The 15,336-nt window shown below is 65.8% G+C and carries 13 protein-coding genes; 3 read left to right on the top strand and 10 right to left on the bottom strand.

From position 1 onward, the window contains the following. Positions 1-11: 11 nt before the first annotated feature. Genes WKW79_RS03530 through WKW79_RS03505 form a run of 6 tightly spaced genes read right to left on the bottom strand, consistent with a single transcriptional unit; the run spans position 12 to position 5,662 of the window. A complete protein-coding gene (locus WKW79_RS03530) occupies positions 12-896 on the bottom strand; it encodes a phosphoribulokinase (protein WP_340333702.1) in 885 nt (294 codons plus the stop codon). A gap of 13 nt (positions 897-909) precedes the next feature. Continuing rightward, a complete protein-coding gene (locus tag WKW79_RS03525; RefSeq protein WP_340333701.1) occupies positions 910-1,983 on the bottom strand; it encodes a class 1 fructose-bisphosphatase in 1,074 nt (357 codons plus the stop codon). A gap of 10 nt (positions 1,984-1,993) precedes the next feature. Then, on the bottom strand, positions 1,994-2,734 hold the full coding sequence (locus WKW79_RS03520; protein ID WP_340333700.1) for an HAD-IA family hydrolase: 741 nt from the start codon (positions 2,732-2,734) through the stop codon (positions 1,994-1,996). Continuing rightward, positions 2,731-3,696, bottom strand: coding sequence for a CbbX protein (cbbX, locus tag WKW79_RS03515; protein ID WP_340333699.1), 966 nt, complete (start codon positions 3,694-3,696; stop codon positions 2,731-2,733). Before cbbX ends, WKW79_RS03520 begins: the two co-directional genes overlap by 4 nt. Positions 3,697-3,722: 26 nt before the next feature. Further along, positions 3,723-4,163, bottom strand: a complete 441-nt coding sequence (locus tag WKW79_RS03510; RefSeq protein ID WP_340333698.1) for a ribulose bisphosphate carboxylase small subunit — start codon at positions 4,161-4,163, stop codon at positions 3,723-3,725. A 14-nt stretch (positions 4,164-4,177) separates the two neighbouring features. Continuing rightward, a complete protein-coding gene (locus WKW79_RS03505) occupies positions 4,178-5,662 on the bottom strand; it encodes a ribulose-bisphosphate carboxylase large subunit (RefSeq protein WP_340333697.1) in 1,485 nt (494 codons plus the stop codon). Positions 5,663-5,769: 107 nt separating this feature from the next. Here WKW79_RS03505 and WKW79_RS03500 point away from each other — a divergent pair, with 107 nt between their 5' ends. Further along, the gene (locus WKW79_RS03500; RefSeq protein ID WP_340333696.1) at positions 5,770-6,690 is read left to right on the top strand and encodes a LysR substrate-binding domain-containing protein; all 921 of its coding nucleotides are present in this window, start codon (positions 5,770-5,772) and stop codon (positions 6,688-6,690) included. Between the two features lie 39 nt (positions 6,691-6,729). On the opposite strand, the gene WKW79_RS03495 is transcribed toward WKW79_RS03500, so the two are convergent. Next, entirely contained in the window at positions 6,730-6,897 is a 168-nt protein-coding gene (locus WKW79_RS03495) for a DUF2933 domain-containing protein (RefSeq protein WP_340333849.1), read from the bottom strand. Positions 6,898-7,345: 448 nt separating this feature from the next. Between WKW79_RS03495 and WKW79_RS03490 the strand changes: the two genes are divergently transcribed. Next, positions 7,346-7,747, top strand: coding sequence for a hypothetical protein (locus WKW79_RS03490; protein WP_340333695.1), 402 nt, complete (start codon positions 7,346-7,348; stop codon positions 7,745-7,747). Positions 7,748-7,852: 105 nt separating this feature from the next. Here WKW79_RS03490 and WKW79_RS03485 read toward each other — a convergent pair whose 3' ends face one another. Continuing rightward, positions 7,853-9,358: a DASS family sodium-coupled anion symporter gene (locus WKW79_RS03485; RefSeq protein ID WP_340333694.1), complete on the bottom strand. Its 1,506-nt coding sequence runs from the start codon at positions 9,356-9,358 to the stop codon at positions 7,853-7,855. 241 nt (positions 9,359-9,599) lie between these two features. Between WKW79_RS03485 and WKW79_RS03480 the strand changes: the two genes are divergently transcribed. Beyond that, a complete protein-coding gene (locus tag WKW79_RS03480) occupies positions 9,600-12,140 on the top strand; it encodes a TonB-dependent receptor (protein WP_340333693.1) in 2,541 nt (846 codons plus the stop codon). On the opposite strand, the gene WKW79_RS03475 is transcribed toward WKW79_RS03480, so the two are convergent. Both WKW79_RS03475 and WKW79_RS03470 read right to left on the bottom strand, forming a co-directional pair. Further along, complete coding sequence (locus WKW79_RS03475; RefSeq protein ID WP_340333692.1) at positions 12,122-14,533, bottom strand: spermine/spermidine synthase domain-containing protein; 2,412 nt, start codon at positions 14,531-14,533, stop codon at positions 12,122-12,124. The two genes, WKW79_RS03480 and WKW79_RS03475, sit on opposite strands and share 19 nt — an antisense overlap. Before the next feature lie 8 nt (positions 14,534-14,541). Next, positions 14,542-15,279: a protein-L-isoaspartate(D-aspartate) O-methyltransferase gene (locus tag WKW79_RS03470; RefSeq protein WP_340333691.1), complete on the bottom strand. Its 738-nt coding sequence runs from the start codon at positions 15,277-15,279 to the stop codon at positions 14,542-14,544. Between the last annotated feature and the right edge of the window lie 57 nt (positions 15,280-15,336).

Below are 15,336 nucleotides of genomic sequence, written 5' to 3'. Positions count from 1 at the left end.
CTCGCCCCGCATCAGATGGCACTCAGGGCGCGCTGGCGCCGTTCCATCATCCGCCAGATGAAGGGCGTGAAGATCAACTGCATCGCCAGCTCCATCTTGCCGCCGGGAATGACGATGGTGTTGGCGCGAGACATCCAGGAGCCGTGAATCATGTTCAGCAGGTACTGGAAGTCGATGCCCTTGGGCTGGGCGAAGCGGATCACCACCATGCTTTCATCGGCCGTCGGGATGGTGCGGGTGGTGAAAGGGTTGGAGGTGTCCACGATCGGCACGCGCTGGAAGTTCACATGCGTGTGGTTGAACTGCGGGCAGATGTAGTGCAGGTAGTCGGGCATGCGCCGCAGGATGGTGTCGGTCACGGCCTCGGTGCTGTAGCCGCGCTGGGTCTTGTCGCGGAACAGCTTCTGGATCCATTCGAGGTTGATGACCGGCACCACGCCGATCAGCAGGTCCGGGTGCCGCGCGACGTTGACCTCGGGCGTGACCACGGCGCCATGCAGCCCTTCGTAAAACAGCAGGTCGGTGCCCTCGGGCAGGTCTTCCCAGGCCGTGAAGGTGCCGGGTTCCTGGTCGTAGGGCGCGGCTTCGTCGGCATCGTGCAGATACTTGCGGTGGCGGCCGACGCCGGTGGCCCCGTAGTCACTGAACAGCGCCTCCAGTTCGGGGAAGAGGTTGTTCTCCGCGCCGAAGTGGCTGAAGTTCATGTTGCCGGCGCGCTCGGCCTCGGCCTGACGCAGCTTCATCTCCTTGCGGTCGTAGCGGTGGAAGCTGTCGCCCTCGATGATGGCCGCATTCACGTTCTCGCGCCGGAAGACGTGCTGGAAGGTCCGCGTGACGGAGGTGGTGCCGGCGCCGGAAGAGCCGGTGATGGCGATGATGGGGTGGCGTTCGGACATGGCTTCCTTGAGGTCAGGCCCTGAACAGGCTGCGCTTGCCGAAGAGGGGGCTTTCCAGTTCCGCTCCGGCCGGTTCGCGGTGATAGCGCTCGATGCGCTCGACCTCGCAGCGCGATCCGAACACCAGGCCAATGCGCTGGTGCATCGATGTCGGCACCACGCCGAGCAAGGGCTGGCGCCCGGTGCTCGCGCGTCCTCCCGCTTGCTCCATGATGAAGCCGATCGGGTTGGCTTCATGCAGCAGGCGCAGCGGGCCGACTTTTGCCGTGTCGCGCGTGTCGCGCGGGTACAGGAAGACGCCGCCACGCATGAGGATTCGATGCGCCTCGGCGACCATCGAGGCGATCCAGCGCATCGTGAAGTCCTTGCCCCGCGCACCGGTCTTGCCGGCCTGGCATTCGTCGACGTAGCGCTTGACCGGTGCTTCCCAGAAGCGGCTGTTGGAGGCGTTGATTGCGAACTCTTCCGTCTCCGGCGGCACCTGGATGTCGGGATGGGTCAGCATGAATTCGCCGAGGTTGGGGTCGAGGGTGAAGCCCGCCACGCCATTGCCAACCGACAGCACCAGCATCGTGGTCGGCCCGTACAAGGCGTAGCCTGCCGCGACCTGGGCCGCGCCCGGTTGCAGGAAGTCCGCTTCCGTCACGTCGCGCCCGCTCTCGATCACGTCCGGCGGCGCGCGCAGCACGCTGAAGACGCTGCCCACCGACAGGTTCACCTCGATGTTGCTGGAGCCACCGTCGAGCGAATCGAACGCCAGCAAATAGCGGCCGCGCGGGTGCTGCGGCGGAATCTGGTGCGGCTCGCTGGACTCTTGCGAGGCCATGCCGGCGCAGTGACCGCCCCAGTCGTTCATGTGCGTGAAGACCTGCTTGCTGATGACGTCCAGCGGCTTGCGCGTTTCGAGTTCACCGCTGAGCTGGCTCGTCGCGTAGCCCAGTTCTCCGAAGGCGACCGCGCGCGCGATGGCCTTGCAGGCCAATGCGACATCGAGGATCAGCGCATTGAAGTCGCCGCTGGCGTCCGGGAAACGGCGGCGTTGCTCGATGAGGTAGCGCGTGAGCGTGGCGCGTTGGGAGAGGGGCATGGTGGGGCTTTCAATGTTGTTCTTGTGCGTGGGCCGCTGCGTGCCAGTGCCGCAGGTCCGCGACGATCGTGCCTTGAAGGCTGGGCAGGATGCGCAGCGCGCCGCTGAAGTCGTGGTGGGCGGTGAAGGGGTTCGGGGTCACCAGCGTCAGCAGCCGTGCTGCACGCGCCGCCTTGAGACCGTTGGCCGAGTCCTCGAAGGCCAGGCATTCGGCGGGTGGCAGTTGCAGGCGTTGCAAGGTCTGCACGTAGACCTGCGGATGCGGTTTCTTGTGCGGCGCGGTCGTCGCATCCTCGATCACGTCGAAGTACGTGGACCATGCCGGGCCCATCGCGGCGCGCAGTAGCGTGGCGATGTTGACCGGCGAGGTGGTGGTCGCGATGGCCAGGCGCAGGCCGTCGCGGTGCGCCGACTCGATCAGCTTGAGCACGCCGGGGCGCAGTTGCACAGAGCCTTCGTGCACGCGGCGCTCGTAGGCGGCCGTCTTGTGGTCATGGATGCGCTGCACGGTGTCGGCCAGCGCGCCGGCATCGATGGCCTTGATGTCGCCGCGCACCTCTCGCCAGTAGTGGGTGATGCGCTCCTTGCCGCCGGAGACTTCGAGCAGCCGCATGTAGAGCGGCTCGTCCCAGTGCCAGTCGAGCCCGGCCTCGGCAAAGGCTTCGTTGAACGCGGCGCGGTGGGCCTGCTCGGTGTCGGCCAGGGTGCCGTCGACGTCGAAGATCAGCGCGCGCAGGCGAGGGGAGGTCATGGGGTGCTTCCTTCAATTTCCGTGAACACGCGGCTGGCCAGGATGTCGCTGGCATCGATGGTGCTGAGCGCCTCCGCGGTGAGCGGGCTGTCGCGGTCGGCATACAGGCGGCTGGCCTGGCGCAGGCGTGCGCGGTCCAGTGCATTGCGCACGCTGCGTGCGTTGGCGAAGTGCGGCTGCGCGATGCGCCGATGCAGGTAGGCATCGAAGGCGTCGCGTGCACCGATGCCGAAGCGGTAGTGCGCGGAGGCCAGTTGCAGGTCGGCAATCTGCAGCAGTTCCGCACCGTCGTAGTCCGGAAAGTCCAGGTGATGCGCGATGCGCGAACTCATGCCTGGGTTGGACTGGAAGAAGGTGTTCATGCGTTCCTTGTAGCCCGCGAGGATCACCACCAGGTCGTCGCGCTGGTTCTCCATCACCTGCAGCAGGATCTCGATGGCTTCCTGCCCGTAGTCGCGCTCGTTGTCGGGGCGGTAGAGGTAGTAGGCCTCGTCGATGAACAGCACGCCGCCCATGGCCTTCTTCAGAACTTCCTTGGTTTTGGGCGCGGTGTGGCCGATGTACTGGCCGACCAGGTCGTCGCGCGTCACGCTGACCACATGGCCCTTGCGCACGTAGCCCAGGCTGTGAAGGATCTTCGCCATGCGCAGCGCCACCGTGGTCTTGCCGGTGCCGGGGTTGCCGGTGAAACACATGTGCAGCGAGGGCGCCTGCGCGGCCAGGCCGTGCTGCGCGCGCAGCTTGTCGATGACCAGCAGCGCGGCGATGTCGCGGATGCGGGACTTGACTGGCACCAGGCCGATGAGGTCGCGGTCCAGCTCGTCCATCACCGATTCGACCTGGCTCTGCGCCAGCACGTCGGCGACCGAGCGCGGCGGCGCCGCAGGCGCAGCGGCCTCCTGCGCCTCGGCGGCGGCTGCTGCTGCCTGCGTGCCCGGTATGGCATACAGCGGTGCGGTCATTGCGGCATCTCCGGCGAGCAAACCGTTCAGGCGCCGTAGCGCTTCGACTCGGGCTTGTCGGTGGCGTAGCTGTGCACCGTGTAGCGCATCGTCCGCCCGTTGGACTCCTGCCGCACCAGGCCGAAACCGGGTTCGTCCGCGGGCCGGTTCACGATGAAGCTCATCGTGATGGTCTCGATGTTGCGCGTCGAGTCGAAGGCCATCATCCGGATGTAGTGGTTCGGGAAGGCCTTGCGGCAGGCCGTCAATTCCATCATCACGCCGGCCGCGTCGTGCAGGTCGAACATCGGCGCGCCGTGCATCTCCCAGTAGGTGTTGCGAGGGTGCGGGTCGTCGGTGTACTCGACGCTCCAGGCATAGCCCCGGTCGAGGCCGTACTGGATCTGTGCGGTGATTTCTGCATCGGTGAGGTCGGGCAGGAAGCTGAACTGGCCTTGCGTGATGCGGCCGGTGGGGTTGGTCATCATGGTGCGGGTCTCCTTCAGGCGGCCGTTGGCGTGGTGGCGAAATCGCTGGTGTCGGTGGGCGTGTAGTTGAAGGAGATCTCTCCCCAGGTGTCGAGCGCCTGCTTCAGCGGCGTGCAGAAGCGCGCGGCGGCCTGCAGGATCTCTGGCCCTTCGTTTCGGATGTCGCGGCCTTCGTTGCGCGCCTTGACCATGCATTCGAGCGCCACGCGATTGGCCACCGCACCGGCCTGGATGCCACCCGGGTGGCCGATGGTGCCGCCGCCGAATTGCAGCACCACGTCGTCGCCGAACAGGTCGATCAACTGGTGCATCTGGCCCGCATGGATGCCACCGGAGGCCACGGGCATCACCTTCTTGAGGTCGGCCCAGTCCTGGTCGTAGAACAGGCCGCGCGGCAGGTCCTTCTTCGTGAAGCTGTCGCGGCAGACGTTGTAGTAGCCCTGCACCGTCATCGGGTCGCCTTCCAGCTTGCCGACCGCCGTGCCGGTATGCATGTGGTCCACGCCTGCACATCGCAGCCACTTGGCGATGACGCGGAAGCTCACGCCATGGTTCTTCTGCCGCGTGTAGGTGCCGTGGCCGGCGCGGTGCAGGTGCAGGATCATGTCGTTGCGGCGTGCCCAGTTGCACATGCTCTGGATGGCCGACCAGCCAATCACCAGGTCGATCATCACGATGACCGAGCCCAGTTCCTTGGCGAACTCGGCGCGCTCGTACATGTCTTCCATGGTGGCCGCGGTCACGTTCAGGTAGCTGCCCTTGACCTCGCCGGTGGCGGCGCTGGCCTTGTTCACCGCGTCCATCACGTAGAGGTAGCGGTCGCGCCAGTGCATGAAGGGTTGCGAGTTGATGTTCTCGTCGTCCTTCATGAAGTCGAGACCGCCCTTGAGTCCTTCGTACACCACGCGGCCGTAGTTGCGGCCGGACAGGCCCAGCTTGGGCTTGGTGGTCGCGCCGAGCAGCGGGCGGCCGAACTTGTCGAGCCGCTCGCGCTCCACGATAAGCCCGGTCGGCGGTCCCTTGAAGGTCTTCACGTAGGCCACCGGAATTCGGATGTCTTCCAGCCGCGCCGCCTTGAGCGGCTTGAAGGAGAACACGTTGCCGATCAGGCTGGCCGTCATGTTGGCGATGGAGCCTTCCTCGAACAGGATGATGTCGTAGGCCACCCAGGCGAAGTACTGGCCCGGGATGCCCGGCACCGGGTCGACCTGGTAGGCCTTGGCACGGTAGCTGTCGCAGGCGGTGAGGCGGTCGGTCCAGACCACGGTCCAGGTGGCGGTGCTGGATTCGCCGGCCACGGCCGCGGCGGCTTCCACGGGGTCGACACCCTCCTGCGGTGTGATGCGGAACAGGCAGAGCACGTCCGTGTCCTTCGGCTCATAGTGCGGGTCCCAGTAGCCCATCTGGCGGTACTTCAGGACACCGGCGCTGTAGCGCTTCTTCTCGTTGGTGACCACGGTTGCGTCGGTGATCAGGCCTTCTTCGTACGGTTTGTTCAAGGGAGCCTCCAAGCCGGGGAAAGTGGATGGGAAAGGCCACTTTATGAACCGGGCTTGCTAAGGTAAATTCACGATTCGTTTATGGTTTGTTAAGGTTTTGCTGAACCATGCACATCACCTTCCGCCAACTGCGCGTCTTCGTGGAGGTCGCCAAACAAGGCAGCGTGCAGCGCGCGGCGGAAGCGCTGCACCTCACGCCGCCCGCCGTGTCGATGCAGATCAAGGAGGTGGAATCGCAGGTCGGCATGCCACTGTTCGACCGCACCGGGCGTCGCCTCACGCTGTCGACCACGGGCGAATACTTCGTGGTCTACGCGCGTCGGCTGCTGGCCACCTTCAAGGAGGCCGAGGATGCGATGGCGCGCTTCAAGGGCGTCCAGTCGGGCAAGCTGACCATCGGCATGGTGAGTTCAGCCAAGTACTTCCTGCCGCAGTTGCTCGCGCAGTTCCATGCGGAGCATCCGTCTGTCGACGTGCGGCTGCGCCTGGGCAATCGCGAGCAGTTGTCCGCGCTGATGGAGGCCAACGAGGTCGACCTGTCGGTGATGGGGCGTGCGCCACGCGAGTGGCCAAATCGGGCCGAGGCCTTCGCGATGCATCCGCATGTGCTGGTGACCGCGCCGAACCATCCGTTCGCCAGGGCCGAGGCCATTCCGGCCGCCGCGTTGGTGCGCGAAGGCTTCATCGTGCGGGAGCAGGGTTCAGGCACGCGCGCGGCACTGGAGGAATTCCTCGCGGCGCATCGGCTGCAACCGATGTTCATCATGGAATTGCCGAGCGACGAGGCCATCAAGCAGGTGGTGATGGCGGGGCTCGGCGTGAGCCTGGTGTCGCAACACACCATCGGGCTGGAATGGCGCAACGGGTTGATTGCGGCGCCGACCGTCGAGGGCCTTCCGCTGATGCGGCGCTGGCATCTCGTGAATGCGGCCGCCAAGATGCTGTCGCCGGCGGCCGAGGCCTTTCGCTACTTCATGCTGGAGCGGGCGGAGGCGCACATGGCTGCGATGTTCGGGAACACGAACTAGGACCGGCCTCCTGCACCCCAGGTGCTCGAGTGGCTACGTTCACAGATCGTCTTCCGATGGATACCGAGCCTGGTTGAAATGGGCACGGCGATGCCCGCGGTTCATGACCTCGTGTATCAGTGGACACGCCGCGAGGAGCAAGAGGGGGAGTACCTCGAACAGATCGGCCCGGTGTTCGGCGTAGAGGAAGAAACTGCCGACAAGCATCCCGACGGTCATGGTGACTGCTCCACCTGATCTTTTGAACACAGGTCATCGTTCCTGGAATTCATTTCAATGCTCCGGTCCATCAACGGTCCCAATCCCGATGTAACGAGATCGCGCCATTGCAATGAAGGGATGAATCGACGGCATGCGCCGTGCGCCTGCAACGCGCTATCGATGGCTTGCCGTGGAAGGGGACGAGGCCCTGAGGCGCTGCCAGCAATGCGAGGTGGACCCGCGTCGCGCTGCGCTCGTCAGGGGACAGCGATCTTCAGGCGGAGACGGATGGCGGACGCATCGGCGCGTCAAGATAGGGCCACGGCCGTGCACGCTCGTCGTGGCTCGCAGGACCCGCGGCAGGGGGTGGGCCGAAGTCGACCGCCATGCCGCACTGGAGCGCGATGGCGGTCTGACAACCATCCAGGCTGATGTGTTGGCTGGACTCCATCGAATGATCGCTTCCGATGGACCCATCGTCGTGATGATGGTGAGGCGTTCCTTGCCAATGAAGCAGTGCGTGCTGCGCCTCGGACTGAATGCCGAAGACGGCTGGAAGGTTGGCGCTCGCGAACACGTGGCCGACCACGAATACGAGCAGCATCGTGACAACGACGGCGTATCGGCCGATGCCCGAGCACGTCAACATGGGGGAGCGCATCGAATGATCTTAGACCCGGCCAAGCGCAATGAAAAGACTCGAGAGGAGTGTTTGCAGGGCCTGGCGAGAAGATATTTCAGGTCACGCGAATCGTGGGAATTACCAAGTCATTCTCATTCTTGTTGGCAATGCACTCCTGGCGCGGCGGCACGCGAAAAAATCGTTGTTGCGCGGGCAAAGCCGGTGCGTTCATGAACAGATCATGTTGGCCATTCGCATGGACAGGATGCCCGTCTTGCAAAGCGGTGCGACCGGCGGTGCCGAATGCGTCAGCACATGCCGCGTCTCGACGGATCTGCCTCACCAATACCCCAGCACCTTCCACCAGATCCCGCCCAGCACCGCGAAGATCAGCAACTCCACCACGCACATCACGAAGCCCACGCGCCACCAGTTGCCCAGCGTGACGTAGCCACTGCCGAACACGATCGGCGAGGTGCCGGTCGCATAGTGCGTCAGCGTCATCATGATCGCCGAGCCGGCGGCCATCATCAGCATGAAGGGCGCCAGGTACCCGGCAGGAATCAGTTGTGCACCGACCGCCAGGAACGCCAGCATCATCGCGCTGATGTGCGCCGTGGTGCTGGCGAACAGGTAGTGCGAGAACACGAAGGCCAGCACCAGTACCGTGGCGATGGCGCCCCATCCCATGCCGCTGGCGACGATGGCGTCCTTCATGTCATCGGCGAACCACTTGATGACGCCCAGCTTGTTGAGCTGCTCGGCCATCATCACCAGCGCGCCGAACCACACCAGCGTGTCCCAGGCGCTCTTCTCCGACAGCACGTCATCCCAGTCGATGGTGCCCGTGATGATGAGCACGAACAGGCCCAGGAACGCGACCACGGTCGGGTCCAGCGTGAAGGCCGGCCCGAAGATCATCGCCGGCACATTGGCCCAGAGCAGCAGCAGCAGGGCGAAGGTGCCGAGCATCACCCCTTCCTTCGGTGACAGCGGCCCCATGCGGGCGAGCTCGGTCTTTGCGTATTCGACCGCATTGGGCGTGACCTTCAATTCCGGCGGCGACAGCATGTAGATGACCAGCGGCATCACCAGCAGGCAGACCAGGCCCGGCAACAGCATGCACAGCGCCCACGTCGTCCAGGTCAACTGCAGGCTTCCGTTGCTGGCCTTGGCGATGTAGTCGAGCACCAGCGGGTTGGGCGCGGTGGCCGTGACGAACATCGCGGAGGTCAGTGGATTGGAGTGGTAGTTGACCAGCGCCAGGTAGGTGCCGACCTTGCCCTCGGTGCCCTTGGCCGGGTCGGAGTCGAAGGCATTGGCGATCGACTTCATGATCGGATGCACGATGCCGCCACCGCGCGCGGTGTTGCTCGGCGTGAAGGGCGCCAGCACCAGTTCGCACACCGCCAGCCCGTAGCCGATGCCGATGGTGCGCTTGCCCAGCAACTCGACGAACAGCAGGCCGATGCGGCTGCCCAGGCCCGTCTTCTTCAGGCCGCGCGAGATGAGGATCGCCACCACGATCAGCCAGATCAGCGGATTGGCGAAACTGCTCAGCGCGTCGCCGATTGCCTCTTTCGACGAGTCCGCCGTCACCTGCGAGAGCGACACGATCACGATCGCCATCATGGCCATGACGCCGATCGGCATGACCTTGAGGATGATCGCGACGATGGTCGTCAGGAAGATCGCGACCAGGCCCCATGCCTTGGGCGTGAGGCCTTCGGGCGTGGGGATCAACAGCAGGATGAACAGGACGGCCGTGGCGATCAGCGCAGGTCCGAGCCGGAAGGGCACCGCCCCATTGAAGTAGTCGAACAGCGCCTTGAGACGGGTGAACATGGGTTCGATCCTCAGCGTTGGAGCGGCAGGATTGCCGGCGGGCCCGGGGCGGGGCGCCAGTGTCCCGCGGACTTCGCTCGAATGCAACGCGAGGACAACGATCGAGATCGTGCGAATGTGGTGGCCAGGCCGCAATTCAACACGTCGGGAAGTTTTCCCTGTCGCTTTGACAGCGCTGCGCATAAGTTGGGCGATGGGCGCGTATGCGTCCGATTCCAACATGCCCGAGGAGACACCACCGATGAAGCATCGCCGCGCCCGATTCCCAGTCTTTGCCATGGCGCCGCTCGCCGCAGCCAGCCTGCTGGCGTGCCAGTCGATGAATGCGCTTGCGCAGAGCGCGAGTACCGCGCCGCCCACGCTGCCCACCGTCACCGTGGTCTCCCCGACACCGCTGCCCGGCCTCGACGTGCCGCGCGACCAGGTGCCGTCCAACGTGCAGACGGGCACCGGCGCCGACATGGAACGCATCCATGCCCCGGACCTGTCGAACTACCTCCAGCGCTCCATCGGCGGCGTGACCGTCAACGAGACCCAGGGCAACCCCTTCCAGCCCGACATCAACTACCGCGGCTTCACCGCGTCGCCGTTGCTCGGCACGCCGCAGGGCCTGTCCGTCTACATGGACGGCGTGCGCCTGAACCAGCCCTTCGGCGATGTCGTCAGTTGGGACCTGATCCCGCGCTCGGCCATCTCGACCATCACCTTGATGCCCGGCAGCAATCCGCTGTTCGGCCTCAACACGCTGGGCGGTGCACTGGCCATCCAGACCAAGGACGGCATCAACAACCCCGGCACCTCGATACAGGTGATGGGCGGCTCCTGGGGCCGCATCGCGGCCGAGTTCGAGACCGGCGGCAGCAACGCGGAAAGCGGCTGGAACTGGTTCGTCACCGGCAACCGCTTCCATGAGAAGGGCTGGCGCGTCGAGTCGCCTTCCGACGTGAGCCAGCTCTTCGCCAAGGTCGGCCGCAAGACGCGCGACGGCAGCATCTCCCTGTCCCTCGGCCTGGCCGACAACGACCTCACCGGCAACGGCGTGCAGGAACTGGGCGCGCTGAATCGCGACTGGGCCAGCGTGCGCACCATTCCCGACCAGACGAAGAACAGGGCGGGCTCCCTCAACCTCGCGATGACGCAGGCCATCAACAACACCTGGACCGCGTCGGGTAACGTCTACTACCGGGACATCAAGACGAAGACCTACAACGGCGATGCCAACGACGAGGCCTTCGATCAATCGGTCTACCAGCCGAACGCGGAAGAGCGCGAGGCGCTGGCCGAAGCCGGCTTCACCGGCTACCCGACCAGTGGCGCCAACGCCCGCAACACGCCATTCCCGTTCTGGCGCTGCATCGCCAACGGCCTGCTGAATTCCGAGCCGAACGAGAAGTGCACTGGCCTCATCAATCGCACGGAGACGAAGCAGAAGAACTACGGGATCGCGGGGCAGCTCTCGGCCGATGCGAAGACCGGCGACATCGGCCACCAGTTCGTCGTCGGGGCGGCCTACGATGCGAGTCGCGTCAAGTTCGGACAGAGCACGCAGTTCGGTTTCATCAACCCCAACCGCAGCATCACGCCGATCTGGGGTCCCGGCGCCTTCGCCGACGGCACGCAGGATTCCGAAGACGCCTTCGATGCGCGCGTTGCCTTGAACAGCCGCTCCAGCACCAGCAGCGTCTACGTCACGGACACCATCGAGTTCAATCCCAAGACGCACCTCACGCTCTCCGGGCGCTACAACTACACCAAGGTCGACAACCGCGACGAAATCAACCCCGGCGGCGGCCCCGGCTCGCTGGACGGCAACCACACCTTCAGTCGCTTCAACCCGGCAATCGGGCTGACCTTCGCGCCGAGCGAATCAGTCACCTTCTATGCCGGCGTCAACCAGGGCAGCCGCGCCCCGACCGCCATCGAACTCGGTTGCGCCGACCCGGCCAGCCCCTGCAAGCTGCCCAACTCCTTCGCCGGTGACCCGCCGCTCAAGCAGGTGGTGACCACGACCTTCGAGGCGGGCCTGCGCGGCCTCGTGTCGCAGAAGGTGGCTTGGAACTTCGGCGTGTTCCGCTCGGACAACAAGGATGACCTGCTGTTCGTCTCCGACGATTCGGCCGGCTTCGGCTACTTCAAGAACTTCGGCAAGACGCGCCGGCAGGGCATCGAGATGGGCCTGAGCGCCAAGGCCATGAACGGCCTCACGCTGGGCGGCAACTTCATGCTGCTCGACGCCACCTATCGCAGCAACGAGATCGTTGGCGGCACCGGCAACAGCACCAATGACCAGGCGCTGGCCGGCTTCCCCGGCACCGAGGGCACGATCAATATCCGTCCCGGCGACCGCATCCCGATGCTGCCGCGCCAGGTGCTCAAGCTGTATGCCGACTACGAACCGACCGCGCAATGGCGCATCGGCATGGACATGGTCGCCTCCAGCGGCGCCAACCTGCGCGGCAACGAGAACGGCCTGCACACGCCGGACGGCGTCTACTACACCGGGCCGGGGAAAAGCTCGGGCTACGCGGTGTTCAACCTCGGCGTCGACTACAAGCCGCGGCCGGGGATCAAGATCTTCGTGCTGGTGACGAACCTGTTCGACAAGAAGTACACGACGGGTGGGCAACTCGGGGCGAACGGGTTCACCAGCGCGGGCACCTACATCGCACGCGGCTTGCCGCAGAACGCCAACGGCGACTTCCCGGTGAGCCAGGGCAGCCTGATGTCGCCGGGGGCGCCGCGCGCGGCCTGGATCGGGTTGCGCTACACCTTTGGAACCTGAGCGAGCTGGGCCGCGGCGGCCACGGCATACAGTGCCAGCCCGGCCATCACCACGGCGGTGAAGCCCACATGGATGGCCAGCAGCGTGGCCAGCACGGCCGCCGTGACGGATGCGCAGCCGTTGATGCCCCAGGCCCAGGGGATGAGCCGCGCATCCGCGGCCTCCACCCGGGCCAGGCCCAACGGAAAGGGCATGCCCATGAAGAAGGCCAGCGGCGCGATGAGCGCGACCGACACGCCGATGCGCGCGATGTCCGGCAGTCCCATTGCATGCTGGAACAGCCAATCCAGCAATGGCAGGCAGAGCGCTGCCGATACCGCGATGGCGCCCGCGACCGAGCCGGTCGGCAGCGCCCGAAAACGACCTGAGACGCGACTGCCCATGCCGGCGAACAGCAGGAAGCTGAAGAGCACCACCGCGACCGCGTACAGGGGATGGCTCAGGAACAGCACGAACTTCTGGATGAAGGCGATCTCGATGAACATGAAGCCGAATCCGATCGCCAGGAAGTAGACCAGCACGCGGCCACGCGACACGCCTGGTGCCCGCGCCTTGCCGCCGCCCCGCGCCATCCATGCCAGCGGCAGGCCGATCAACAGCAGGCTTGCAACAGTTGCCTGGGCCAGGGTCGCCACGAGCACCGGGTAGCCCCACTCCAGCAGCGGCAGTCCGCCCCGGCCCTTCGCCGACAACAACTCGGGCAGGGAACGCCACTTGAAGAAGTGGAAGAAGTGAGGCTTGTCGTCGGTGGCCGGTTCGATGTGGAACTTGTAGCGCTGCATGAATTCGCCCCGGCCCGGGCCCAGCAGCGCGGTGGCGCCGTCGAAAAGGTCCGGGCCTTCGACGACGTTGAAGCGATTCGCTTCGTCCCCGCGCATGCCGGGGTAGTAGGCCAGGTCGAACGAGCGGGCCGCGCAGAAGGCCTTGATGGCGGCGATGTCCTCGCTGCGGAAGTCACCATTCCTGACCAGCAGCGTGACGGTCTTCCAGCTTCGCACCATGGCCAGCCGCGATCCGGGGTCGGCGACGCCCGAGCGTTCCAGCGCAGTCACGGCCGCGGCAAATAGCTTGAGCGCATCGCGTGGCGGCAGCGTGACCCAGCGCGTGATCGCCAGCAGGCCGCCGGGCTGCAGGTGGCGGAGGTCGTCCTGCAGCGCTTCCACCGTGTACAGGTAGTTCTCGGCGAGCGCGTACAGCCCGGCGGACGATGCGCTGAAGGAATCGAGCAGCGCCACCTGGATGAGGTCGTAGCGCGACTGGCTGGCCGCGACGAAGCCGCGCCCCTCGGCCACATGCACCTGCGCGATCGGACCGTAGACGCCGCCGGCAGCGGTTGCGAAATCGCGCTGCACCAGTTCGACGACCTGCGGGTTCAGCTCCACCGCGTCGATGCGGCTCGCATCGTGATAGTGCGCCTGCAGCACGTCGGCGCCCGCACCGGCGCCGAGCACCAGCACGTGAGGGCGACGCAGCAGGTGATAGGGCAGTGCCGAGCTGATCTGGTCCAGGTGGGCGAGACTCTCGCGGCGCCCGTCGAAGCGGGTCAGTGCGTTGAGTCCTTCACCGTCGCTGAAGACGCCCCACTGGGGCGGCGGCTCCGTGCTTGCGTTGAGGCTCAAGCCCGGCGCATGTCGCAGCGGAATGCGCGGGGTCTCGACCACGCTGACCAGGCCCAGCGGGCTCGATCGCTGCGCCACCACGTGCGCATCGGGGATGCGAAGGGTCTGCGACAACTCCTTGTACGGTGACATGACGGGCTCCGTCCAGCCCGGGGGCAGCAACCAGGGAACGCAGCACAGCGCCGTCAGCAGGCCTGCCGGCCAGCGCCGCGGGCCGCCGCATTCCAGCCAACCGAGTGCTGCCGCGACACATCCCAGCGCCCCGACCACCTTCAGCGCGTCGGCCGGCGACAGCACGAACAGCAACGCCACGATGCCCAGGCTTCCCGCGCCCGCGCCCAATATGTCGAAGCTGTAGATGCGCGCCACCTGCCCGCGGAAGCAGGACAGCGCAAGGCACACGCAGGCGCCGGCGCATAGGAATGGCAGCAACAGCAGCAGGTAGATGGCGAGCAGGTACGCCGGCTGCCACGGATCCCAGAGGATTTCCAGCGGGTTGAAGGGCACGCGCTGTGCCAATGCATAGCAGGCGACGGCACTGAGCCCGAAAGTCGCAGCCGCCAAACAGAACAACGGCGCGAATCGTTTCTGGAGCGCGCCTTGTGCCAGCGTCAGCAATGCGCCACTGGCGCCCCAGCCAAGCAGCGCGAGGCTGATGATCATGTAGGCGAAGTGGTGCCACAGGTTGATCGAGAACAGACGCATCAACAGGATCTCGTAGGCCAGCGCGGCGCCCGAGACCAGGGTCACGGCGATCAGCGGCGCTCTGCCCATCCGCGCGCTCAGCGCTTGCCCGTCAGCGGAACGAACGCCACCGGCAGGATCTGCCGCGTCGAGACGGTGCCGTCGCTGTTCTTCTGGACCAGCATCAGTTGCTGCACCATGAAGGCAGGCCCCACCGGAATCACCATCCTGCCGCCGGGCTTGAGTTGGCGCACGAGAGGCGGCGGGATGTGGCTGGCCGCCGCGGTGACGAGGATGGCGTCGAAGGGCGCATGCTCCTCCCAGCCGTTGTAGCCGTCGCCGAGCCGCACCTGGACGTTGGTATAGCCCAGCTTCTCCAGGCGCCGCGTGGCTTGCACCCCCAGCGGCTCGACGATCTCGATGGTGTAGATCGCGCCGACCAAGGGCGACAGCACCGCGGCCTGGTAGCCCGATCCTGTTCCCACCTCCAGCACCTTGTGGCCTGGCTCCGGCCTGGCCAGGTCGGTCATCAACGCGACGATGTAGGGCTGCGAGATGGTTTGCCCGTGGCCGATGGGGAGCGGGCGGTTCTGGTAGGCGAAGGGCAACTGCTCGGCAGGCACGAACTCGTGCCGCGGCACTGTGCGCATGACGTCCATCACGCGCTCGTCGAGGGTGCCCTTGCCGGTCTCGTTGCGGTTCTCGCGAACGTGCACCGCGATCTGCTCGGCCATCCGCTGGCGCTCGGATGCGTAGTCCCGCTCCGCCGCGCCGAGCGTGGCCGACGCGGCCAGGACGAGTGCCGCGGCAACCGCACGAAGCGTGGACGAGGCCATGGTCCGCGGATCATGGCCGAGCGCGTAAGCCCGGTCCAGCGCCGGCCAATGTCCACA

Origin of the sequence: Variovorax robiniae (assembly GCF_037889955.1) — a bacterium.
In the GTDB taxonomy this organism is placed as follows: Bacteria; Pseudomonadota; Gammaproteobacteria; order Burkholderiales; family Burkholderiaceae_C; genus Variovorax; species Variovorax robiniae.
Note: the sequence above shows the minus strand (reverse complement) of the source record. Positions and strands in the feature narration are given on the sequence as shown.

Bases quoted from the DNA above. Each gene is read 5' to 3' on its own strand.
- WKW79_RS03530 (WP_340333702.1), bottom strand. From the start codon at position 896: ATGTCCGAACGCCACCCCATCATCGCCATCACCGGCTCTTCCGGCGCC.
- WKW79_RS03525 (WP_340333701.1), bottom strand. From the start codon at position 1,983: ATGCCCCTCTCCCAACGCGCCACGCTCACGCGCTACCTCATCGAGCAA.
- WKW79_RS03520 (WP_340333700.1), bottom strand. From the start codon at position 2,734: ATGACCTCCCCTCGCCTGCGCGCGCTGATCTTCGACGTCGACGGCACC.
- cbbX (WP_340333699.1), bottom strand. From the start codon at position 3,696: ATGACCGCACCGCTGTATGCCATACCGGGCACGCAGGCAGCAGCAGCC.
- WKW79_RS03510 (WP_340333698.1), bottom strand. From the start codon at position 4,163: ATGATGACCAACCCCACCGGCCGCATCACGCAAGGCCAGTTCAGCTTC.
- WKW79_RS03500 (WP_340333696.1), top strand. From the start codon at position 5,770: ATGCACATCACCTTCCGCCAACTGCGCGTCTTCGTGGAGGTCGCCAAA.
- WKW79_RS03495 (WP_340333849.1), bottom strand. From the start codon at position 6,897: ATGCTTGTCGGCAGTTTCTTCCTCTACGCCGAACACCGGGCCGATCTG.
- WKW79_RS03490 (WP_340333695.1), top strand. From the start codon at position 7,346: ATGATCGCTTCCGATGGACCCATCGTCGTGATGATGGTGAGGCGTTCC.
- WKW79_RS03485 (WP_340333694.1), bottom strand. From the start codon at position 9,358: ATGTTCACCCGTCTCAAGGCGCTGTTCGACTACTTCAATGGGGCGGTG.
- WKW79_RS03480 (WP_340333693.1), top strand. From the start codon at position 9,600: ATGAAGCATCGCCGCGCCCGATTCCCAGTCTTTGCCATGGCGCCGCTC.
- WKW79_RS03475 (WP_340333692.1), bottom strand. From the start codon at position 14,533: ATGGGCAGAGCGCCGCTGATCGCCGTGACCCTGGTCTCGGGCGCCGCG.
- WKW79_RS03470 (WP_340333691.1), bottom strand. From the start codon at position 15,279: ATGGCCTCGTCCACGCTTCGTGCGGTTGCCGCGGCACTCGTCCTGGCC.